Origin of the sequence: Streptomyces sp. GbtcB7, from assembly GCF_019091445.1 — a bacterium.
Classification (GTDB): domain Bacteria; phylum Actinomycetota; class Actinomycetes; order Streptomycetales; family Streptomycetaceae; genus Streptomyces; species Streptomyces mirabilis.
Genome location: NZ_JAGXJM010000013.1, coordinates 157,146 through 177,332, shown reverse-complemented (window position 1 = coordinate 177,332; position 20,187 = coordinate 157,146). Strand labels below are relative to the sequence as shown.

The window sequence follows — 20,187 nt, the reverse complement described above, 5'->3', positions numbered from 1 at the left end:
TTCGAGGCGCTCAGGAAGTTCCAGGGGCCCGGGTGGCTGACACCCGGGCCTCGTCGTACGCGTGGCGGGACTTCTCCACGTCGTCCATCCGGTCCTTGGTCCAGACGGCCAGCGCGCGCACCTGCTCGGCGGCCTCGCGGCCCAGTTCGGTGAGCGAGTAGTCGACGCGGGGCGGGATCACGGGCTTCGCGTCACGGTGGACAAGACCGTCGCGCTCCAGGGTCTGGAGGGTCTGGGTGAGCATCTTCTCGCTGACCCGGCCGATCGCCCGGCGCAGCTCGCTGAAGCGGTAGGGGCGGTCGAGGAGCTCGATCAGTACGAGCACACCCCAGCGGCTGGTGACGTGCTCCAGGACGAGGCGGTACGGGCACATCGCCTCGCCCGTGTCGTACTTGGAGACGGCCGCCTTGGAGACGGCCGCACGCTCGGAGACGGCCGCAGGCTTGGACGCGGCCGGGGTGTCGGTGGATACCTCTGCACTTACTCCCATGCCAGTACCTTACTTCAAAGTGGGTACTTTCGCAGAGTTAGCGCACCTCCTAGGGTTAGTGACAGACCCACCCCACAAGGAGCCAAGTCATGAGCATCGTCGTCACCGGAGCCACCGGACACCTCGGCCGCCACGTCATCGAGGGACTGCTGGAGAAGGTTCCGGCCGACCAGATCACCGCCGTCGTCCGCGACACGGAGAAGGCCGCCGGCTTCGCGGCCCGCGGCGTGAAGATCGCGGTCGCCAACTACAACGAGCCCGAGACCTTCGGGACCCTCTTCGCCGCCGGCGACAAGGTGCTGCTCATCTCCGGCAACGAGTTCGACAAGGGCCGCGTGGCCCAGCACCAGGTCGTCCTGGACGCCGCCAAGGCCGCCGGGGTCGCGCTCTTCGCGTACACCAGCGCGCCGGGCACCCTCACCGCCGCCCTCGCCGACGACCACAAGGGCACCGAGAAGGCGATCCTGGCGTCGGGTGTGCCCTACGCCCTGCTGCGCAACGGCTGGTACAACGAGAACTACACCGAGAACCTCGCCCCGGTCCTCGAGTACGGCGCCGTCACCCAGGCCGCCGGCGACGGCAAGGTCGCCTCCGCCGCCCGCGCCGACTACGCGGCCGCCGCCGTGGCCGTACTGACCAGCGAGGGCCACGAGAACAAGACGTACGAGCTGAGCGGCGACACCGCGTGGAGCTTCGCCGAGTACGCCGCCCTGGTGGCCGAGCGGTCCGGCAAGGAGATCGTCTACAACGCCGTCACCGTCGAGGCGCTCACCGGCATCCTGACCGGCGCCGGACTGCCCGGCCCCCTCGCCGCGATCCTCGCGGGCGTCGACGCGTCCATCGAGAAGGGCGAGCTCGCGGGCACCAGCGGTGACCTGTCCCGGCTGACCGGCCGCCCGACCACGCCGGTCGCCGAGTCGATCGCGGCGGCACTGAAGGGCTGACTCCCCCTCGGGGCCCTGGCACCGTCGCCCTCCCCACCCCCGCCTGTCATGACCGTATAGCGATACGGGCATGACAGGCGGGGGTGCCCGGCGCTACCTTCTTGGAGGCTGCACGGGAGCAGCTGTGCGAGAGGGAGGGCCGGTGGCCGTGCAGCAGGCGAAGAATTCGATGGGTGCGACCGGCTCCGCGGGCTCCAGTGACCCCGTCGGCTCCGCGGGTTCCAGTGGCCCTGTCGGCTCGACGGGTCCCCGGACATCCAAGGCCGAGCAGCGCGTCGGGCTGTTGAACGGCTTCGCCGCGTACGGCATGTGGGGGCTCGTTCCCCTCTTCTGGCCGCTGCTGAAGCCGGCCGGGGCCCTCGAGATCCTCGCCCACCGGATGGTGTGGTCCCTCGCCGTGGTCGGCGTCGCCCTGCTGGTGATGCGGCGCTGGGCCTGGCTCGGCGAGCTGCTGCGACAGCCGCGCAAGCTGGCGCTGATCAGCGTCGCGGCGGCCGTGATCACGGTCAACTGGGGCGTCTACATCTGGGCCGTGAACAGCGAGCACGTCGTCGAGGCGTCCCTCGGCTACTTCATCAACCCGCTCGTCACCATCGCCATGGGCGTCCTGCTGCTGAAGGAACGACTGCGTCCCCTGCAGTGGACGGCGGTCGGTGTCGGCTTCTCCGCGGTGCTCGTCCTCACCATCGGGTACGGCCGGCCGCCGTGGATCTCCCTCACCCTCGCCTTCTCCTTCGCCACCTACGGGCTGGTGAAGAAGAAGGTCAACCTCGGCGGGATCGAGTCGCTCGCCGCCGAGACGGCGATCCAGTTCCTGCCCGCGCTCGCCTATCTGCTGTGGCTGGGTTCGAGCGGGGGCGCGACCTTCGGCACGGAGGGCGCGGGGCACGCGACACTGCTCGCGGCGACGGGCGTGGTGACCGCACTTCCGCTGGTGTGCTTCGGCGCGGCCGCGATACGGGTGCCGTTGTCCACGCTGGGGCTGTTGCAGTACCTCGCCCCGGTGTTCCAGTTCCTGCTCGGCATCCTCTACTTCCACGAGGCCATGCCGCCGGAGCGGTGGGCCGGGTTCGCGCTGGTCTGGCTCGCGCTGTCGCTGCTCACCTTCGACGCGCTGCGGACCGCGCGACGGGCGGCTCGGGCGCTCAGGGCCGGGGCGGTCGCGGGTGCCGTCGCCGGCGTGCGGGGTGCCACCGCCGTGGACGCCAAGTCGTAGGTGAGCAGCGACAGCGCGCTCGGCGAACGACTTCTGGGCCTCGGTACCCTGCCGGCCGAGGCCACCGTCGCCCTCCACGGCCGCCCGGCCTTCCCACCCCGGCGGCCCGGGTTCGCTATGCGAACCACCCTGACCGGATTGCGCTCTTGACGGAACGTCAGCCTCAGAAACACCATCAGGCACCTCATTCCCACAAGGAATCCGGAGCCCCCCACATGAAGCTCTCCGTTCCCGGGCGTGCCACCGGCGCCGTCGTCGTCGCGGCCGTCACGCTCCTCACCACCGGCGCGATAACCGGCGCGGCGCCGGCCCCCACCGCCGCGGCAGCCGCACCCGACATCCCCGTGGCCAACGTCAAGGCCCATCTCGCACAGCTGCAGTCCATCGCCACCGCCAACGGCGGCAACCGCGCACACGGCCGCACCGGCTACAAGGCCTCCATCGACTATGCGAAGGCGAAACTGGACGCGGCCGGATTCACCACGACCCTCCAGCAGTTCACGTCCTCCGGCCGCACCGGGTACAACCTGATCGCCGACTGGCCCGGCGGCGACGCCAACCAGGTCGTCATGGCGGGCTCCCACCTCGACAGCGTGACCGCGGGACCCGGCATCAACGACAACGGATCCGGGTCCGCCGCGATCCTGGAGACCGCGCTCGCCGTCTCCCGGGCCCAGTACCAGCCCACCAAGCACCTGCGGTTCGCCTGGTGGGGCGCGGAGGAGCTGGGGATGGTCGGCTCGAAGTACTACGTGAACAGCCTGTCCTCCGCGAACCGGGCGAAGATCAGCGACTACCTGAACTTCGACATGATCGGCTCACCGAACCCCGGCTACTTCGTCTACGACGACGACCCCACGATCGAGAAGACCTTCAAGGACTACTTCGCGGGCGTCGGCATCGCCACGGAGCCGGAGACCGAGGGCGACGGCCGCTCGGACCACTCCCCCTTCAAGAACGTGGGCATCCCGGTCGGCGGTCTCTTCAGCGGCGCCGACTACATCAAGACGGCCGCCCAGGCCGCCAAGTGGGGCGGCACCTCCGGCCAGGCCTTCGACCGCTGCTACCACGCCTCCTGCGACACGGCGTCCAACATCGACGACACGGCGCTGAACCGGAACGCGGACGCGCTGGCGTACGCCGTGTGGACGCTGTCCTCCTAGGGCTCCTGTCCTCCTAGGGCTCCTGGGCTCCTAGGGCCCACTGGGGGCTCCTGGGGCCCACTGGGGCTCCTCGTCCTCCCCGCCCTCCTAGGGGGTGTACGGGTTGTCCGCCAGGGAACGGGCCCGGGCCCGCTCCGTGAGGCGGGTCATGCGGGTGCGGGCCGACTCGAGCTGTTCGAGGTCGTCGGCGGCGGGGCCGCCGTCGGCCACGAGCTCGGTCCACAGCGTGATGAGGTCCTGCCCCAGGTTCAGCCCCTGCACGGGGTCGCGCACGGCGCGCCAGGCCGCGGCGGCGCTCTGTACGTTGCCGTACGCGGCCTCGGGGTCCTGGTGCCGCCTGCGGACGCGGGCGAGGTCGAGGGACAGGTGGAACGCCCGGAGCGGGTCACCGGCCAGATAGGCGATGTACGAGCTCAGCTCGCGCAGCCGCAGCACCTCCGGGTGCTCGGGGCCCAGCGACCGCGACGCGTCCGCGCCCACCCGCTCCGCCATCCCCGTGGCCTCTTCGATCCGGCCCATCTTCACGGCCTCGTTGATCCGCGCCACGGGCTCCACGAGGAACGCCGCGCCCTCCGTCTCCTGAACCGGTGCCAGCACGGACTCGGCGACGGCGTCGAAGCCGCGCGCGGGAGTGGGCTTCGGATCCGGCTCCGGCTCGGGGTCCATGACGGACATGGCCTCCATCGCGGGGGCCGGACGCTCAGGAGTCGGTCCCACGGGCGGCGGCGGGCCGAACTCGCCCGTCGGAGCCACCGCGACGCCGGGGGCGGCGTCCCGCGTCGGCTCCGGCAGCGCCCGCAGCACATGCGTCGCCGCGGCCCCGGGCAGGGGCTGAGGCTCCGCCACCGGCACCCGCGGCGCCGCGGGTGGGGCCGCAGGCATCGCGGGAGGGGTCGGAGGCATCGCGGGAGGGGTTGCCGGCACCTCGGGCACCTCGGCCGGCGGCCCCACCCGTACCGGCTCGCCCGTGTACCGGCTCGACCCGTCCCCGTACACCTCCAGCGGTACGACGAAGCCGATCCGTTCGTCGTGGATGGTCGCGAGGACGGAGTGACCGGCGGCGAGGGCGAGTCGGTGGAGGTGGTTCAGGACGGCGGCCTGGACGGTCTCGCCGGTCACGACGACGACCGGCACACCGCCGACCGTGACACCGCCCCCGCTTTCCCCCGCGGGCGCGGTGACCCACACCTCCAGCGGGCCGGTACCGGGGCCGACCGCCGAGCGCTGCCGCTTGGATTCCCGCTTCTGTTCGCGGCTGAGTCGAGACATCGCTTCCCTCACTCGGGTCGTACTTCCATGCGTCGACCTTGCCTCAAGATCCCGTCAGGTGCATACAGTCAAGTCTCTCGGCTCACCACCGCTGCATGCGTCACTACGGCGTCACAGCCTCGTAAGAGTGGCCGACAACGCCGACAACGACCGAGGAGAGTGGTCAAGTGATGCAGGTGAGCAGGCGGCAGGGGGCGGAGGGGCCCGAGATCTGGCTCCGCGGGCCGGTCGCCGACACGGTGGAACCCACTCGGTGGCCCGAACCCGGCGGGGACGAACCCGAACGCCTCGCCGTCGGCCCACGGCGGTTCGCCTGGGTCGCGACGCACGGCGGGGCCGGCACCACCACGCTCGCCGCGGTCTTCGGCGGCCATGACGCCGGGCGGAACTGGCCCCGGCCCGACCAGGGAGAACCGGGGTCGGTGCTCCTCGTCGGGCGTACGCACGCGGCGGGACTGGACGCCGTCTCGCACACCCTGGACACGTTCCGCCGGGGCGAGGCACCCCCGGGGCTCGACCTCGACGCCGTGGTGCTGGTCGCGGACGCGCCCGGACGGCTGCCCCGCCCACTCGCCCAGCGTGTCAAGGTGATCGATTCGATGATCGACGTGTATCAGGTGCCGTGGATCCCGGCGTGGCGCATCGGTGACCTCACCTCGGCGCCGCCCCGCGAGACGGCTGCGCTGGCCCGCCTGACGGGCGCCACGCGCCTGCCCTGACCCCGACAGAACCCCGACGGAACCCCGACGGAACCCCGGCAGAACCCCGGAAGCCGGAAGCCGACAGTCCGCGTCCGGCATCCGCCATCCCTGTCTCCCGACATGGACGTCACATGCGTATGCATATATTGTGCACGCATGTAGTTGCACTTGCGGGTCGTGGCGTTCCACGACCCGTTGCGCACGCACCCTGGGGGACCCATGAGCCGTCACTTCCTGTTCCTGCTGGGCAGCAGCCGCCCTGACGGCAACACCGAGCTGCTGGCCCGCCGGGCAGCCGAACAGTTGCCCGCGGATGTCGAGCAGCGCTGGCTGAGCCTCGCCGAGCACCCGCTGCCCGACTTCGTGGACCTGCGGCGCGACAGCGACCACGTACGCCCGGCCGCCGGGAGCAATCCGGCGCTGCTGCTCGACGCCACCCTGGCGGCCACCGACATCGTGATCGCCTCGCCGCTGTACTGGTACTCGGTGTCCGGCCTCACCAAGCGCTACCTGGACTACTGGTCGGGCTGGCTGCGCACGCCCGACGTCGACTTCAAGGCCAGGATGGCGGGGCGCGTCCTCTGGGGCGTGACCGCGCTGGCGCACGAGGAGGAAGAGGTCGCCGACCCGCTGATCGGCACTCTCCACCACTCGGCCGCGTACCTGGGCATGCGTTTCGGCGGGGTCCTGCTCGGCAACGGCAGCAAGCCCGGTGACGTACTGAAGGACACGGCCGCGCTGGCGCATGCGAAGACGTTCTTCACACGGGAGGCGCCGCTCGCCCGCTACCCCTACGAGACGCACGACACCGACGACACGCAGGGCGCCCGGACCAGGCGCGACACGCGGGGCATGGCAGCCGCGCGCTAGCGGCTACGCGGTGATGTCCTTCGCCGCGAACCGCGCCCACGCCGCCGAGCCGAACACCGCCGCGTACAGGCCCTGGAGTCCGAGATCGCGGACCAGGTCGTCCCAGTACACCGGGTCGCGCATGAGGTCGGCGAAGGACAGCCAGTAGTGGGAGAAGAAGTACGGCTGGAGGGCGTGGAGCTGGGGGATCTGGTCGAGGATCTGGATGGTGATGAGAAGGCCGACCGTCGTCGCCATCGCCGCGATGCCGCTGTTGGTCAGCGTCGAGACGAACAGGCCGAGGGCCGCGACGCCGATCAGTGACGCGGCGACGACCAACGCGATGAGGAACGCACGTCCGAGCCCCTCGGTGAAGCTGATCCGGGTCCCGGAGATCGTCGTCAGCTCGCCCAGGGGGAAGAGCAGCGCGCCGACCGTGAGCGCCGAGAGCGCCACCACCAGGGTCGCGACCAGGCAGAACGTCATGGTGGTCGCGTACTTGGTGAGCAGCAGGCGGGTACGGCCGGCGGGCGCGACCAGCAGGTAGCGCAGCGTCCCCGCGTTCGCCTCGCCCGCGATCGCGTCGCCCGCGATGACGCCGATGGCCATCGGCAGGAAGAAGGGGAGGGTCGCGGCGAGCGCCGTGAACACCAGGAACAGGCCGTTGTTGGTGATCTGCGAGATGAACGCCGGTCCTTCGCCGCCACCACCGCCCGCCGTCGAGCCGTCGCGCGTCTCTATCTTGATCGCGATGCCGATGAGGATCGGCACGGCCGCGAGCACGGCGAGCAGCGCGATGGTCCGCCAGCGCCGGAAGGTGGTGAGGAGCTCGCTGCGGAAGAGTCCGAAGGTCCACAGGGGGTTCGGTTTCCCTACGGCCGTGTCCTGGACGCGTACCGCCTCGGCCTCAGCCCGCGACATCGAACCCCTCCCCCGTCAGCGCCACGAACGCGTCCTCCAGCGAGGCCCGTTCGACGCCGAAGCCACGGACGCGGACGCCCGCCGTGACCAACGCGGCGTTCAGTTCGGCGAGTTCGCGGTCCGGAGGTTCGGCACTCACGCCCGTCTCCGTCACGACGAGATCCGCGACTCCCTGTTCCTTCAGTACGCGCGCCGCATCCCCCGGGTCCGGGGTGGTCACGACCAGCCGCCCCCGCGCCCCCGCCGCGAGCTCCGCCACCGGGCCCTGCGTGATCAGCCGCCCCTGTGCCATCACGGCGGCGTGCGTGCACACCTGCTCGATCTCGTCGAGCAGGTGTGAGGAGAGGAAGACGGTCGTGCCGTCCGAGGCCAGCTCCCTCACGAGGGAACGGATCTCGCGCATGCCCTGCGGGTCGAGGCCGTTGGTCGGCTCGTCCAGGACGAGCAGGCGGCGGGGCTGGAGCAGCGCGGCCGCGAGCCCGAGCCGCTGCTTCATGCCGAGCGAGTAAGCCTTCGCCTTCTTGCCCGCGGCCGCGGTGAGTCCGACCCGGTCGAGGGCGGCCTCGACGCGGGTACGCCGGGTGCGCGGGTCGGCGGTCGGGTCGGCGGCGTCGTACCGGAGGAGGTTGTCGCGGCCGGAGAGGAAGCCGTACAGCGCGGGGCCCTCGATGAGGGCGCCCACGTGCGGGAGCACGGCGCGGGTGGCGCGGGGCATGGGCTGCCCCAGCACACGCGCCGTGCCCGAGGTCGGCTCGATCAGGCCCATCAGCATGCGGATGGTGGTGGTCTTGCCCGAGCCGTTGGGTCCGAGGAAGCCGAAGACGCTGCCCGCCGGGACGGTCAGATCGAGACCGTCCACGGCGAGCTGTCCGCCACGGAAGCGCTTGGTGAGCGCGCGGGTGGCGATCACCGTGCCCTCGTCTGACGCGCCGGCGGTGCCCGCCACAGGCGGGTCCGTACCCTCGTCGGACCGCTCCTCCATGGGCTCCCTCGTTTCGGCTTCGTCCGTACGTCAGTTCCGCACGTCAGTTCCGCACGTCAGTTCCGCACGTACGGTACTCAGTGGGCCGCGTTGGCCGCCTTGACCAGCGCGTCCTTGGTGACCGCACCGGCGTACACCTTGCCGTCGTCCGTGATCAGCGCGTTGACCAGGCGGGTCGAGAAGACCGTGCCCGAGCCGAACTTGCCCTTGACGTGGTCACCGAGGGAGTTCAGGAACCCGGAGACGTTGCCGCCCTCGGACGACGAGCCGGAGGGCATGCCCTGGCCGCCCGTGTCGAACTCCGCGATGGTGCTCCAGCCCTTGCCGATGGTCTTCAGACCGTCGAGCCCCTTGCCGAGGTCACCGCGGCTCGGAGCGGACTCCGGGGCCTTGGAGTCCTTGGAGTCCTTGCCCTCGGTGACCTTCGCACCCTTCGGCGGGGTGAAGTCGAAGGTCGAGGCGGCCGGCTTGGCGAAGGCGACCTGGGTGAACCCGGCGTCCACGACGGCCGCGCCGCCACTCGTCGGCACCAGCGTGAACTTCAGCGGCACCCCGGTCTTCGCGTCCACCGCGACGGTGATCGCACCGACCCTGGAACCGGACTGCTTCGGCTTGATGAGCAGCTTGTAGGCGTCACGGCCCGCGACCTGCGCCGTACCGTCGACCGTCACGGAGGTCGTGTCGTCGACCGACTTCAGGGCCTCGTCGGCGAGCTCCTTGGGCGTCGTCGGGACGTCCTTCGGCGCCTTCTCCTGGCCCTTTTCGGCTGCGGGGGCCGTCGAGTGGTACACCTCGTTCGACTTGCTGTCGTACGCCCACACGTCGTTGCCGTTGTGGATGATGCTGTACTCGGCGGCGTTCTCCAGGACGGAGACCTTGGCCTTGTCCGGGCCGTCGGCCGCGACGCGCACCGTGTGCGTGCCGGAGGCCAGCTCCATGAGCTTGGACTGCGGGTCGGCGGAGGAGCCGCCGGACCCCCTGGTGGCGCCGGACAGCATGCCGCTCTCCAGGCCGCCCAGGCTGGGCAGTCCAAGATCGGTGCTGACCTTGACCGTGCCGGACAGCTGCTGGACGTCCGACTTGGCGATCTTCTCGATGAGCTGCTCTGCGGTGATCTTCGGCAGGCTGGGGTCGCCGGAGTCGGCGAGCGCCGGGACGAGCCCGATGGTCGCGGCCGCCACCCCCACCACTGCGACCGGAACGACGTAACGAGCCGCCTTGCGCCGGCCTGCGCGGACGTCGTCGGCCTCGTCGGGCAGCCCTTCCGCCCCGGCGGTCCTGTCGGATTCGTACGGTGCCATGTGTGCCTTACCTCCGTCGTCGGCGGCGGCCTACCGTCCTCACTACTCCACCCCTATAGCCGCCATTCTCACCCGAACCGGTGAGGAGTGGTGTTCTCAATCTGACCAAATCGGCCGACGAGAAGCGTCAGACCCCGGACTCAACTCCACGTAGTCCTGCGGTATGACGTGAGGAGGCGGTGGCTCCCCCGACCCGTAGGGGTTGGGGAAACCACCGCCTGAGCCTCACAGAGCCCCGGTACCCGTCAGCGCTGCACGAACACGTAGTCCGCCTGGTAGGGCACGCCCACGATCGCGCCCGGCGAGCAGGAGCCGGCCGGGGCGACGCCGCCCACCGTGTTGAGCCGCAGGATCTCCTGCGTGTCGGCCAGCAGACCGCGGTGCTTGCCGGACCGGGTGGCCTTGAGGTCCAGCTCGGCGATGTTCTTCTCGCCGTTCGGAGTCTTGGAGATCACCGCTCCGGTGACCGCGCTGCGGTCGGGCGCGACCCACTGCGGTGTACCGGAGTTGGGCTTCACGAACGTGTGCACGATGTCGCCACCGAGCAGCGCCGCGACGTCACGCTGAGCGAAGGCGTAGCCACCGCCCTCGGCGGGCTTGCACTCGTAGATCTGCTTGCCCTTGACCACGGACGCCTGGAAGTTGCCGAGGGCGTCACGGAAGTCGAAGGAGCCGGTGACCTTGTGGAGCTGGCCGCGGACGGCTCCACCCGGGAACTGGGCGGTGTGCAGATTGGCGTAGAACGCCCCCGGGTCGTTCTTCAACCGCTCCAGCAGGGCGGCATCCTTCACCTTCACGGTGCCGACCACGTGGTGGCCCTTGATCCTGCCGAGCAGCTCGGTGAAGTCGATCTTGACGCCGCCGTTGGTGCCCTTGGCGCCCTGGTGGATGTGGAGCATGGTCGGCCTGCCGGTGCCGCGCCAGGTCACGGCGACGGACACCTTGTCCCCCTTGACCTTGATGAACTCCAGCGCCGCGCCGTCCTTGTCGCCGACGGCGGGGCCGCCCTGGACGGGCACCTCGTTGGCGCCACGGAGGCTGGTGGCGAGGATGGTGCCGCCGCTGCCGCCGACGACTCCGCTCTGCGCGACGATGGTCTGGTCGCCTTGCGCCGAGTGGCTCATGCCGCCGTGGTCACTGCGGTGGCTGCCGCCGGCCGCGACCGCCGGAATGACGGCGGCGGCGACACCGGCCGCGGCTGCCACCGCGACACCGGCCATGACCAGGCCCTTGCGGCGCTTGTCCGACATGGCATTGAACGTGGCGTTCGATTCCATGATTCTTTTTTCTCCCCGTAATGCAGCCGACGCCCCCTGCGTCAGCTTCTGTACGGGAGTACGGACCGATTCCTACCCTGGACTCAATCCAACAATGTGACGTGCATCACAGCGAGGAGGGCCCACGTCTGCACCAGGAAGGGCGTACGCCGAGATCCGGGGAGGGCGTACGTCAGTGGCTCGCTCCGGGCACCTATCCGGCCCGGTGCACCACCGCGTCCACCAGCTCCATGAGCGCCGCCTTCGCATCGCACTCGGGGAGCGGAACGAGCGCCGCGCGGGCCTCCTCCGCGTACCGCACGGTGTCACGGCGGGCCTGCTCCAGCGCGGGATGCGCCCGCAACAGGGCCAGCGCCTCCGCGTGCCGGTCGTCGTCCGTGAGGTCGGAGTCGAGCAGCTCGCACAGCGCGATGTCCTCGGCGAGACCGAGCCGCTCCGCCCGCTCACGCAGCCGCAGCACCGGCAGCGTGGCGATGCCCTCGCGCAGGTCCGTACCGGGCGTCTTCCCGGACTCGTGCGAGTCGGAGGCGATGTCCAGCACATCGTCCGCGAGCTGGAAGGCGACGCCCAGCCGCTCCCCGTACTGCGTCAGCACGTCCACGACCGTCTCGTCGGCGCCCGACATCATCGCGCCGAACCGGCACGCCACGGCGACCAGCGAGCCGGTCTTGCCGCTGAGCACGTCGAGGTAGTGGTCGACCGGGTCGCGCCCGTCGCGCGGCCCCGCCGTCTCCAGGATCTGTCCGGTGACGAGCCGCTCGAACGCCTCGGCCTGGATACGGACGGCCTCGGGCCCGAGGTCGGCCAGGGTGTGGGACGCGCGCGCGAAGAGAAAGTCGCCGGTGAGCACGGCGACCGAGTTGCCCCAGCGGGTGTTCGCGCTGGGCACGCCGCGCCGTGCGTCGGCCTCGTCCATCACGTCGTCGTGGTACAGGGTGGCGAGATGGGTCAGTTCGACGACCACGGCCGAGGGCACGACACCCGGCGCGTAGGGGTCACCGAACTGCGCGGCGAGCATCACGAGCAGCGGACGGAACCGCTTCCCGCCGGCGCGCAGCAGGTGCTGCGCGGCCTCTGTGATGAAGGGGACCTCGCTCTTGGTGACTTCGAGCAAGCCCTCCTCCACAGCCGTCAATCCGGCCTGGACATCGGCTTCGAGAGCCTGGTCCCGCACGCTCAGCCCGAACGGCCCGACGACGGTCACGAGAGGTTCTCCTGTCTGCTGACGATCACATGGCGAACTCGGTCGATCATTCGGTCGATGACACGGTTTGTCGATGTGTCGCTGCCATCACTCAAGTCAGCGTATCCGGTCACGTTTCGATCACCACGAGCGCCCACCGTCCCCACTGCCGACTTCCTCCCGACTTCCCTCTCCCCCGCCACCCGATGTCCCCCGAGCGGCAGACAGTCCCACACCCGGGCGGTACGGGATCACGGGCGGTATGTTCTTGATCAGTCGATATGACCCGATATTGGACGCATCACCCAGGACACCGTGATGAGCATGCACATCCGTACGTCCTTCTCGCACGAGACGACTCGCGAGGATCTGTGGATCCCTCTCCCAGACGGCACCCGCCTGCACGCGCGCGCGTGGCGCCCGCTGACCGACGCGCCCGTCCCCGCGCTCCTCGAATATCTCCCGGACCGGCTCACCGACCGGACCGCGCCACGCGACTGGCAGCGCCACCCCTGGTACGCGGGCCACGGCTACGCGTCCGTCCGGGTGGATGCCCGCGGTTTCGGCAACTCGGAGGGCGCGCCGGCGGACCCGTACGGGGAGAGCGAGCGGGCCGACGGGGTGGAAGTGATCCACTGGCTGGCGGACCGGCCCTGGTGCAGCGGCGCGGTGGGCATGTTCGGCATCTCCCGGGGCGGCTTCACCTCCCTCCGGATCGCGGCCCTCGCGCCCGAACCGCTCAAGGCGATCGTCACGGTCTGCGCGACCGACGATCCCTATGACAACGACGGGCACCGCATGGGAGGTTCCGTCCTCGCCGTCGAGACGCACGCCCGGGCGGCCACGGCGCTCGCCGACGTCGCCCGTCCGCCGGATCCGGCGCACGTGGGCCAGGTGATGTGGCGCGACATGTGGGTGAAGCGCCTGGAGACGGTGGAGCCGTTCATCCATACGTGGCTGTCCCACCCGACCCGGGACGCGTACTGGCGCCACGCCGGTGTGCGCGAGGACGGGGGATACGGAGGGATCCGGGCCGCCGTGCTCGCGGTGGGCGGCTGGCACGACCCGTCCCGCGACACGGTGCCGCGGCTGGTCGAGAGCCTTCCCGCCGAGCGCGTGCGCGGCCTGATCGGCCCCTGGTGCCACCAGTACCCGGACCGGGGCCTGCCGCCGGGCCCGGCGATCGGCTTCCTCCAGGAGACGCTGGGGTGGTGGGACCACTGGCTCAGGCCGACCGCTACGAGCGTCCCCGAGCCCGACCCCGAGCCCGAGCCCGACCCCGACGCGATCGGCCATCCCGACCTCGGTGTGTTCAGTCCCGACCTCGGTGTGATCAAAAATCCGGGCCCCGGCGCGACCGCCGATCCGGACCCTGGCGTGAACGACGAACCAGGGCCCGGCGTGAACGACGATCCGGACCCCGAGGTGAACGACGATCCGGACCCCGGCGTGAACGACCGTGACGTCATGGCGCAGCCCCTCCTGCGCTCCTACGTCATGGCCGCACACCCCCCGGCGACGACGTACCCGTCCCTCCCCGGCCGCTGGGTGGGCGACACCGCCTGGCCCTCCCCCTCCGTGACCCCGATCGCGTACGCGCTGCGGGGCGCACCGGTGCTGGTGCGCTCCCCTCAGCACACGGGCGTGGACGCGGGCCGCTTCCGCCCCGTCGGGAACGACGCGGACCTGCCGCCGAACCAGCGGGAGGAGGACGCGAGGTCGGCCTGCTTCGAGTTCGAGGTCCCGGGGGAGACCTGGATCCTGGGGCGCCCCAGGGTCCGCCTCCGTCTGACGTCCCACTCCCCCTGGGGCCAGGTGATCGCCCGGGTGTGCGACGTCGCTGCCGACGGTTCCTCGACGCTGGTGACCCGGGGTGCTCTGAACCTGTCAGCGCGCTACGGCCCCAACCAGGCGGTCTCCTGGAAACCGGGCTCTACGGAGGACGTGGTTTTCGACCTGACCGCCATCGGCTACGCGTTCCCGTCCGGCCACCGCATCCGGCTCTCCTTGTCCTCCGCCTACTGGCCGTGGATCTGGCCCCAGCCGGGCTCGGCGGCGGGGTTCATCCTGGACCCGGCGGGCAGTTCCCTCGAACTTCCGGTGCGAGCAAGGGAGTCGGACCCGAGGATCACCTTCGAGGAGCCGGAGCAGTCCGAACCCCTGGGAGTGACGTCCCCGGCCACCCTTGACGAGCCCCGCCCCGAACGCCTGGTCGCCCGTGACGTGGCGAGGGGCGAGTGGCGTTTGGAGGTCGACCCCCGCCAGGACGGCACCCGTGTCCACCCGGACGGCCTCGAATGCACGGAGGACGCCCGGGACACGTACACCATCGACGAGTGGGACCCGCTCTCCGCCCGTACCCGCTCGACGAGGTCGATCCGTCTGCACCGCCCGGAGCTGCCCTGGGACGCACGGGTCGAGACACGCTCCGAACTCGGCTGCGACGACCGGGAGTTCATCACCTCGAACGAGCTGATCTGCAAGGACGGCAACGAGGTGGTCTTCCATCGGACGTGGGAGAGAAGAATCCCCCGGACGGCGGACTGGAGGCCCGACGGCGGCATGGGCAACCCTGAGGAGCATGGCGCGGACCGGTGAGTTCCTGATGGCCCTGGACGAGGGGATGCTCGCGTACTTCCGCGAGATGGCCGACGAGATGGTCACGCGTTTCGGGATTCCCCGGGCCGAGGCGGTGGCGAGGATCAACAGGGCTTACGCGGGGCAGGAGTTCGGGCTCTACCCGGACCTGATGTGCCACGAACTCCCCGAATACTGGGCCTACGGCCTCTACTTCAAGCCCAACACCGGCCGGCTCCCCGACGACGACCCCGACACGGACCAGTCCGTGTGGGAGGTACGCCCGGCTCCGCCCGCGGGCTCACCGGCCTGGACACTCGAAGCCTGATGTCCGTTTTGCCGCCAGTGCCGCTTTATTTCTGCTTGGTCGCGTGAATTGGGTCACTCCCATGCGGAGTGGGCTCTTTATCCCCTCTTGACGACTCCCCCTTTGCATAAGGCAAGTTGAGCGTCACGTTCCGGATTAATCGGGCATTTTCGCCCTCATATTGCGCAGGTGAAAGCGATCTACACCGGGAAATGAGGGCTTGTTCCGGACATGTGCTCTCGCATACGTTCACGTCGATCCGGACGGACCGCCCAATCCTGCCGCCGACCGGAATATCCCAGCCACCCACACACACGCACGGCAGGAGCGGGGGACCCAGGTAAGCCGCCGATCCGGACACCGGAACGGCTAGGGGTGAAGTCGCACACACCGTGCGGCCGGGCAGCTCCCGCCCGAACCCGACAGCTCACTTCGCAGGCGCCGGAGAGGAATTCGCCATGTCCGCACGAGGCAAGCACCGCAGCTTCAAGATCCACAGCATGCTCACTCGGGGCATCCTCGCCGCGGGAATGGGCGGAGTCGCACTCGCCCTTCCGCTCGTGGGCGCGACCTGCGCGCAGGCCGCCACGGCCACCACCACCGATGTCCAGCTCATCACGTACAAGGTGGTCGCGGGCGACACCCTGGCCAAGATCGCGCAGAAGTACCCCAAGAGCGGCGGCGCGGCGAAGCTGTACGCCGCCAACCGCGCGGTCATAGGCCCCGACCCGACGACGCTCCGTCCGGGCCTCACCCTGACCGTGGGCACCAAAACCGTCCAAATCCCCACCAAGGCGAAGACGGCGCCCACCACCTCGAAGACGTACGCGAACAACCTCGACGGATGGATCAAGCACTCGCTGGACGTCATGGCCCGCGCCAAGATCCCCGGCACCTACAACGGCATCCACCGCAATGTCATGCGCGAGTCCTCCGGAAACCCCCTGGCCATCAACAACTGGGACTCCAACGCCAAGGCCGGCATCCCCTCCAAGGGCCTGCTCCAAGTCATCGACCCGACGTTCAAGGCCTACCACGTGCCGGGCACGTCGATGAACATCTACGACCCGGTCGCGAACATCACGGCGGCCTGCAACTACGCGGCGGCGAAGTACGGCTCGATCGACAACGTCAACGGGCCCTACTGACAGGACTGGTGGGGCTGGTTGGACCGGTAGGGCTGGTACGACTGCCGGGGCTGATGCGGTTGATGAGGTCGGAGAGACTCGGAGAGCTGCCGGGACGCACCGGGCTCTCCGGACTCCCGGAACCGATCCGACCGGCACGGGAACAGCCGCTCCAGCACCACCGCGATCCCGTCGCCCTCGTTCGACAGCGTCACCTCGTCGGCCACCGCCTTCAGCTCCGGATGGGCGTTGGCCATGGCGACACCCCGGGCGGCCCAGTCGAACATGGGGATGTCGTTGGGCATGTCGCCGAAGGCGATGGTGGCGGCGGGAGTGAGACCGAGGTGGGCGGCGGCGAGCGCCAGACCGGTCGCCTTGGTCACGCCGCATGGCTGGAGTTCGACGGTCCCCGGCCCCGACATGGTGACGGTGGCCAACGAGCCCACCACACCCCGGGCCGCCGAGGCCAACTCGTCGTCGGACAGCGACGGGTGACGGAGCAACACCTTGCTGATCGGCTCCGTCCACAGGTCGTCGCGGTGACGCACCCGTACCGCCGGAAGCGTCGGATGCGGCATCACGTACCCCGGCTCGATGAGCGTCAGCCCGTCCACGCCGTCCTGGTCCACCGCGGCGTAGAGCAGCCCGACCTCCGCCTCGATCTTGCCGAGCGCGGTCTCCGCGAGTTCCCTGTCCAGGGTCACCGACCACAGCAGTCGGTCCGCCGCCGCGTCGTACAGCTGCGCCCCCTGCCCGCACACCGCCAGCCCCGCGCCGCCGAGTTCGTCGAGCAACGGTCGTACTCTCGGCGCCGGGCGCCCTGTCACGACCAGGTGTCGGGCGCCCGCCTCGGCCACCCTCTCCAACGCGGCCCGGGACCGGTCGGAGAGGGTGTCGTCGCCGCGGAGCAGCGTTCCGTCCAGGTCAGTGGCGATAAGTGAATATGCAGTCGGAGCGGCCATGATCCGAAGAATACGGATCGAACGACTCGTCGGCCCGGCGTGAACCGGACGACGTCCGGTATCCCGTCAGCAACGCCGTTCACCGTACGGGGCGTACCGGGCGTACAAAGTGCACGTCCGCCCCCGCCCACCGATGCGGACGGTACGAAAAGACTCCGAGCGGAATGTCACTCCAGAGGATGACGCGGCTGCGGTGACTGTGGCCGCCTGAGCCCAACACGAGCTCCGACGCGGCGGGTTGGGCCCCGCTCACGGCGTGGCCCACCAGTCACCGACCCCTCCGGCCGTACTGGCCCCGGTCACCTCACCCGTGCGCGCTCGCCAAGTGCTTGGCCAGCCGCGGCGAAGCGAACTCCGTACCGCACACGAACCGCATCACCGGCCCGTACGAAGCCGCCGCCGGCAACCCCGTGAAGTACAGCCCGGGCACCGAGGAGCAGTACCCCGCACCGAGCTTGGGAGTGCCGCGGCTCACCGCGAGCGCCGTACGCAACTCGTGTCCCAGGAAGTCCATCGCGGCGATGTCGACGCGATAACCGGTCGCCGCGATGACATGGTCGGCGGCGAGCTCCTCGCTCCGGCCGCCCAGGGTCTGCACGGAGAGGACCGGACGCCCGTCGGAGACGTCGGCGCGAACGATCCCGGAGACCTCGCTGACCTCGACCTTGCCCTCGAAGCGGTCGCGCAGCCACCACGCCCCGAGGGGGCCGAGCACCCGGCGGACCAGGTAGTGCCGGGCCTCGGCGGGCAGATAGCGGTAGGGGTGCGGGTAGTAGCTGAGCGCCCACAGGGACCAGGCGCGTCCGAAGGGCGACTCGGGACGCAACTTCGGCTGCTTCCAGGGCGGTGCGCCGAAGGCGACCCTGCCCCGTCCCCGGGACACCACCCGCACCTGCGCGCCCGCCTCCGCCGCGAGCGCCGCCGTCTCCAGCGCGGACTGGCCCGCGCCGACGACGATCAGTTCCTTGCCGGAGAACCGGGCGAGGTCGTGGTGCTGGGAGCTGTGCGAGACGGGGCCGGTGGGTGTGGGTCCGTCCGCCGCCGCGCCGCCGAGCTCGGGCGGCAGATGGGCGAGTCCGTACAGTCCCGTGGCCACGACGACCGCCCGCGCCGTGAACGACTCCCCCGAGTCCAGCTTGAGTTCGAAGCCCTCGCTGCCCCGGCGGTCGACGGACACGACCCGCACCCGCTCCAACTCGGGCACCAGCTGCTGCTGGAACCACTCGCCGTACGCGATGAACGTCTCGACCGGAATGATGTCCTCGTCCGTGACGAGCCGGCGGGTCCCCGCCGCGTCGCAGTAGTCGGCGATCGTGTGGCCGGGCTGCGGGGCGTCGAGGCTGGACGCGACCGGGGTCGACTTGAGGAGCATCCCCTCGGGCATGTGGTCACGCCAGCTCACCATGGGCTCGCCGAACACGCGCACCGGGATGCCACGCGCCCGCAGATGGGCGGCGGTGGACAGGCCGAACGGGCCGGCACCGATGACTGCTACCGGATGATTCACGAAGTCCCTCCCCAGGACATACTTTCGTCACTTCGTGGTCGTACTGGTGCTGTTGCCACGGCGGTTGGTCCGCCACAGCTGATACAGATGCCTCGCGCCCGGCCGCACGAAGCGCGCGAGCATCGTGAAGAACGGCCGCAGGTCGTCACCCGCGAGCCAGGCCAACTCCGTGCCGCTCGCGCGAGCCGGCGCGTGCGGGGTCGTGTAGCCGCTGCGCCGGTAGGCGAGCAGGGCCGGCAGGTCGATGTTCTCCACGATGTACCGGTGACCGGCCCGCTGTTCCCCTTCGGGAACGGTGCGCCCGGTCAGGTCGAGATGCATGGCCCGGACGACGTCGATCCCCGACTCGTTCTCGAAAAGCCGGAACTGCGCGCCCATCCGGGGGTTGAAGTCGAGAAGTTTGTACTGCCCGTCGCGCCGGTCGAAGCGCAGGTCGAGGTCGATGACGCCGCTGAAGCCGATCTGTTTGATGAAACGCGCGGCGAGGTCCGCGAGTTCCGGATTGTCCACGACGTACGCGTTCGCCGTCATTCCCGCGTGCGGCGGCCAGGAGCGGACCTTCACGCCCGTGAACATCGCGAGCGGCGTCGAGTCCGCGTCGAAGTACGCGTGCACGATCCAGTCCTCCGCCTCCTCCCTGGGCAGGTACTCCTGGAGGATCACGCCCGGCTGATCACCCCAGTCCCGGGCGAGTGACAGCAGCCCCTCCCGGGTCGCGATCCTCGTCGTCCCGTTCACCGCCGGCTGGCTGCGGCGTACGAACGCCTCCCGGTTCTTGGCGACGATCGGAAACCGAGCGCTCTCGGCGAACGCCACGATCTCCTCGTACGACTGCGGAAAGGCCGCCGCCGGACTGGGGATGCCGTGTTCCACACAGAGTTCGTGCAGGCCCTGCTTGCTGGCGAGGCGCCTGGGCAGTTTGGCGTCGACCCGAGGAAAGAGGAATCGCTCCCCCAGTTCCTCCTGGTGCTCGGCGATCAGGACGGCCGCCTCCTCGTCCGTCGGGACGAGCACCGTCGGCCGCCCGACGCGGGCCCCGATCCGCAGTAACCCCTCGACCAGACGCTCCGGCTCCTCCGTCCCCGTCGTCGGCCAGACGAAGGCACGGCGCAGATAACGCGAGGCCGCGGCAGGCGTGTAACGGTCCTCGGTGATCGCATACATCGGTATGCCGAGGCGGCCCAGACTTCGGATGGCGCCCACACCGCCGTGATGCAGCGGATAGTCGCCAAACTTCACGATCAGGCCCGGAACGTTCCGATCGGCGTCGACCGGCACTCCGCTGACGCTCCTGGCCACGGGTCCCCCCACGTGTCCCCCCTACGGACCGGACCCACCCCGTCCGTGTCCCCAAAGGACGCTAAGCCGGAACTACTGAGTCCGACAAGGCCTATTCGGACATTGCGAACTC

The 20,187-nt window shown here is 70.2% G+C and carries 17 protein-coding genes, 1 pseudogene and 1 riboswitch; of the genes and pseudogenes, 8 read left to right on the top strand and 10 right to left on the bottom strand.

Features of this window, described 5'->3' with window-relative positions; genetic code table 11:
- Positions 1–10: 10 nt before the first annotated feature.
- A complete protein-coding gene (locus tag KVT44_RS22525) occupies positions 11–373 on the bottom strand; it encodes a helix-turn-helix domain-containing protein (protein WP_097285807.1) in 363 nt (120 codons plus the stop codon).
- A gap of 206 nt (positions 374–579) precedes the next feature.
- Between KVT44_RS22525 and KVT44_RS22520 the strand changes: the two genes are divergently transcribed.
- From KVT44_RS22520 to KVT44_RS22510, 3 genes are all read left to right on the top strand, one after another.
- The gene (locus KVT44_RS22520; protein WP_217568285.1) at positions 580–1,434 is read left to right on the top strand and encodes an SDR family oxidoreductase; all 855 of its coding nucleotides are present in this window, start codon (positions 580–582) and stop codon (positions 1,432–1,434) included.
- Between the two features lie 142 nt (positions 1,435–1,576).
- A complete protein-coding gene (rarD, locus tag KVT44_RS22515; RefSeq protein ID WP_308314076.1) occupies positions 1,577–2,650 on the top strand; it encodes an EamA family transporter RarD in 1,074 nt (357 codons plus the stop codon).
- A gap of 215 nt (positions 2,651–2,865) precedes the next feature.
- A complete protein-coding gene (locus KVT44_RS22510; protein WP_217568284.1) occupies positions 2,866–3,813 on the top strand; it encodes a M28 family metallopeptidase in 948 nt (315 codons plus the stop codon).
- 87 nt (positions 3,814–3,900) lie between these two features.
- On the opposite strand, the gene KVT44_RS22505 is transcribed toward KVT44_RS22510, so the two are convergent.
- On the bottom strand, positions 3,901–5,082 hold the full coding sequence (locus KVT44_RS22505) for a tetratricopeptide repeat protein (RefSeq protein ID WP_217568283.1): 1,182 nt from the start codon (positions 5,080–5,082) through the stop codon (positions 3,901–3,903).
- 170 nt (positions 5,083–5,252) lie between these two features.
- Between KVT44_RS22505 and KVT44_RS22500 the strand changes: the two genes are divergently transcribed.
- Together KVT44_RS22500 and KVT44_RS22495 are read left to right on the top strand one after the other, a co-directional pair.
- Complete coding sequence (locus KVT44_RS22500; protein ID WP_217568282.1) at positions 5,253–5,801, top strand: DUF6668 family protein; 549 nt, start codon at positions 5,253–5,255, stop codon at positions 5,799–5,801.
- A gap of 201 nt (positions 5,802–6,002) precedes the next feature.
- Complete coding sequence (locus KVT44_RS22495) at positions 6,003–6,653, top strand: flavodoxin family protein (protein ID WP_217568281.1); 651 nt, start codon at positions 6,003–6,005, stop codon at positions 6,651–6,653.
- A 3-nt stretch (positions 6,654–6,656) separates the two neighbouring features.
- Here the strand turns inward: KVT44_RS22495 and KVT44_RS22490 are convergent, their stop codons facing one another.
- The 5 genes from KVT44_RS22490 to KVT44_RS22470 all read right to left on the bottom strand — a co-directional run bounded on the left by KVT44_RS22490 (position 6,657) and on the right by KVT44_RS22470 (position 12,317).
- Positions 6,657–7,553, bottom strand: a complete 897-nt coding sequence (locus KVT44_RS22490; protein WP_217568280.1) for an ABC transporter permease — start codon at positions 7,551–7,553, stop codon at positions 6,657–6,659.
- Entirely contained in the window at positions 7,540–8,535 is a 996-nt protein-coding gene (locus KVT44_RS22485; RefSeq protein WP_180292903.1) for an ABC transporter ATP-binding protein, read from the bottom strand. The genes KVT44_RS22490 and KVT44_RS22485 overlap by 14 nt, the downstream gene beginning before the upstream one ends.
- A 77-nt stretch (positions 8,536–8,612) precedes the next feature.
- Positions 8,613–9,836, bottom strand: a complete 1,224-nt coding sequence (locus KVT44_RS22480) for a DUF2092 domain-containing protein (RefSeq protein ID WP_217568279.1) — start codon at positions 9,834–9,836, stop codon at positions 8,613–8,615.
- 245 nt (positions 9,837–10,081) lie between these two features.
- Entirely contained in the window at positions 10,082–11,113 is a 1,032-nt protein-coding gene (locus tag KVT44_RS22475) for a CHRD domain-containing protein (RefSeq protein ID WP_217568278.1), read from the bottom strand.
- 193 nt (positions 11,114–11,306) lie between these two features.
- Complete coding sequence (locus tag KVT44_RS22470) at positions 11,307–12,317, bottom strand: polyprenyl synthetase family protein (protein ID WP_095853161.1); 1,011 nt, start codon at positions 12,315–12,317, stop codon at positions 11,307–11,309.
- A gap of 297 nt (positions 12,318–12,614) precedes the next feature.
- Between KVT44_RS22470 and KVT44_RS22465 the strand changes: the two genes are divergently transcribed.
- The 3 genes from KVT44_RS22465 to KVT44_RS22455 all read left to right on the top strand — a co-directional run bounded on the left by KVT44_RS22465 (position 12,615) and on the right by KVT44_RS22455 (position 16,328).
- Positions 12,615–14,894 carry a CocE/NonD family hydrolase gene (locus KVT44_RS22465; RefSeq protein ID WP_217568277.1) on the top strand — a complete coding sequence of 760 codons (2,280 nt, stop codon included), beginning with the start codon at positions 12,615–12,617 and terminating at the stop codon, positions 14,892–14,894.
- Positions 14,878–15,201 carry a hypothetical protein gene (locus tag KVT44_RS22460; protein ID WP_217568276.1) on the top strand — a complete coding sequence of 108 codons (324 nt, stop codon included), beginning with the start codon at positions 14,878–14,880 and terminating at the stop codon, positions 15,199–15,201. The genes KVT44_RS22465 and KVT44_RS22460 overlap by 17 nt, the downstream gene beginning before the upstream one ends.
- A gap of 272 nt (positions 15,202–15,473) precedes the next feature.
- Positions 15,474–15,634: riboswitch (cyclic di-AMP (ydaO/yuaA leader) on the top strand.
- Between the two features lie 4 nt (positions 15,635–15,638).
- The gene (locus KVT44_RS22455; protein ID WP_099921193.1) at positions 15,639–16,328 is read left to right on the top strand and encodes a transglycosylase SLT domain-containing protein; all 690 of its coding nucleotides are present in this window, start codon (positions 15,639–15,641) and stop codon (positions 16,326–16,328) included.
- Positions 16,329–16,465: 137 nt separating this feature from the next.
- On the opposite strand, the pseudogene KVT44_RS22450 reads toward KVT44_RS22455, so the two are convergent.
- The 3 genes and pseudogenes from KVT44_RS22450 to KVT44_RS22440 all read right to left on the bottom strand — a co-directional run.
- Positions 16,466–17,269, bottom strand: a pseudogene (locus KVT44_RS22450) (HAD family hydrolase); the annotation flags it as partial.
- Between the two features lie 304 nt (positions 17,270–17,573).
- The gene (locus tag KVT44_RS22445) at positions 17,574–18,776 is read right to left on the bottom strand and encodes an FAD-dependent oxidoreductase (protein ID WP_217568275.1); all 1,203 of its coding nucleotides are present in this window, start codon (positions 18,774–18,776) and stop codon (positions 17,574–17,576) included.
- A gap of 27 nt (positions 18,777–18,803) precedes the next feature.
- Positions 18,804–20,075: an ATP-grasp domain-containing protein gene (locus KVT44_RS22440; RefSeq protein WP_308314075.1), complete on the bottom strand. Its 1,272-nt coding sequence runs from the start codon at positions 20,073–20,075 to the stop codon at positions 18,804–18,806.
- Between the last annotated feature and the right edge of the window lie 112 nt (positions 20,076–20,187).

Bases quoted from the DNA above. Each gene is read 5' to 3' on its own strand.
- KVT44_RS22525 (WP_097285807.1), bottom strand. From the start codon at position 373: ATGTGCCCGTACCGCCTCGTCCTGGAGCACGTCACCAGCCGCTGGGGT.
- KVT44_RS22520 (WP_217568285.1), top strand. From the start codon at position 580: ATGAGCATCGTCGTCACCGGAGCCACCGGACACCTCGGCCGCCACGTC.
- KVT44_RS22510 (WP_217568284.1), top strand. From the start codon at position 2,866: ATGAAGCTCTCCGTTCCCGGGCGTGCCACCGGCGCCGTCGTCGTCGCG.
- KVT44_RS22505 (WP_217568283.1), bottom strand. From the start codon at position 5,082: ATGTCTCGACTCAGCCGCGAACAGAAGCGGGAATCCAAGCGGCAGCGC.
- KVT44_RS22500 (WP_217568282.1), top strand. From the start codon at position 5,253: ATGCAGGTGAGCAGGCGGCAGGGGGCGGAGGGGCCCGAGATCTGGCTC.
- KVT44_RS22495 (WP_217568281.1), top strand. From the start codon at position 6,003: ATGAGCCGTCACTTCCTGTTCCTGCTGGGCAGCAGCCGCCCTGACGGC.
- KVT44_RS22490 (WP_217568280.1), bottom strand. From the start codon at position 7,553: ATGTCGCGGGCTGAGGCCGAGGCGGTACGCGTCCAGGACACGGCCGTA.
- KVT44_RS22485 (WP_180292903.1), bottom strand. From the start codon at position 8,535: ATGGAGGAGCGGTCCGACGAGGGTACGGACCCGCCTGTGGCGGGCACC.
- KVT44_RS22480 (WP_217568279.1), bottom strand. From the start codon at position 9,836: ATGGCACCGTACGAATCCGACAGGACCGCCGGGGCGGAAGGGCTGCCC.
- KVT44_RS22475 (WP_217568278.1), bottom strand. From the start codon at position 11,113: ATGGAATCGAACGCCACGTTCAATGCCATGTCGGACAAGCGCCGCAAG.
- KVT44_RS22465 (WP_217568277.1), top strand. From the start codon at position 12,615: ATGAGCATGCACATCCGTACGTCCTTCTCGCACGAGACGACTCGCGAG.
- KVT44_RS22460 (WP_217568276.1), top strand. From the start codon at position 14,878: ATGGCGCGGACCGGTGAGTTCCTGATGGCCCTGGACGAGGGGATGCTC.
- KVT44_RS22455 (WP_099921193.1), top strand. From the start codon at position 15,639: ATGTCCGCACGAGGCAAGCACCGCAGCTTCAAGATCCACAGCATGCTC.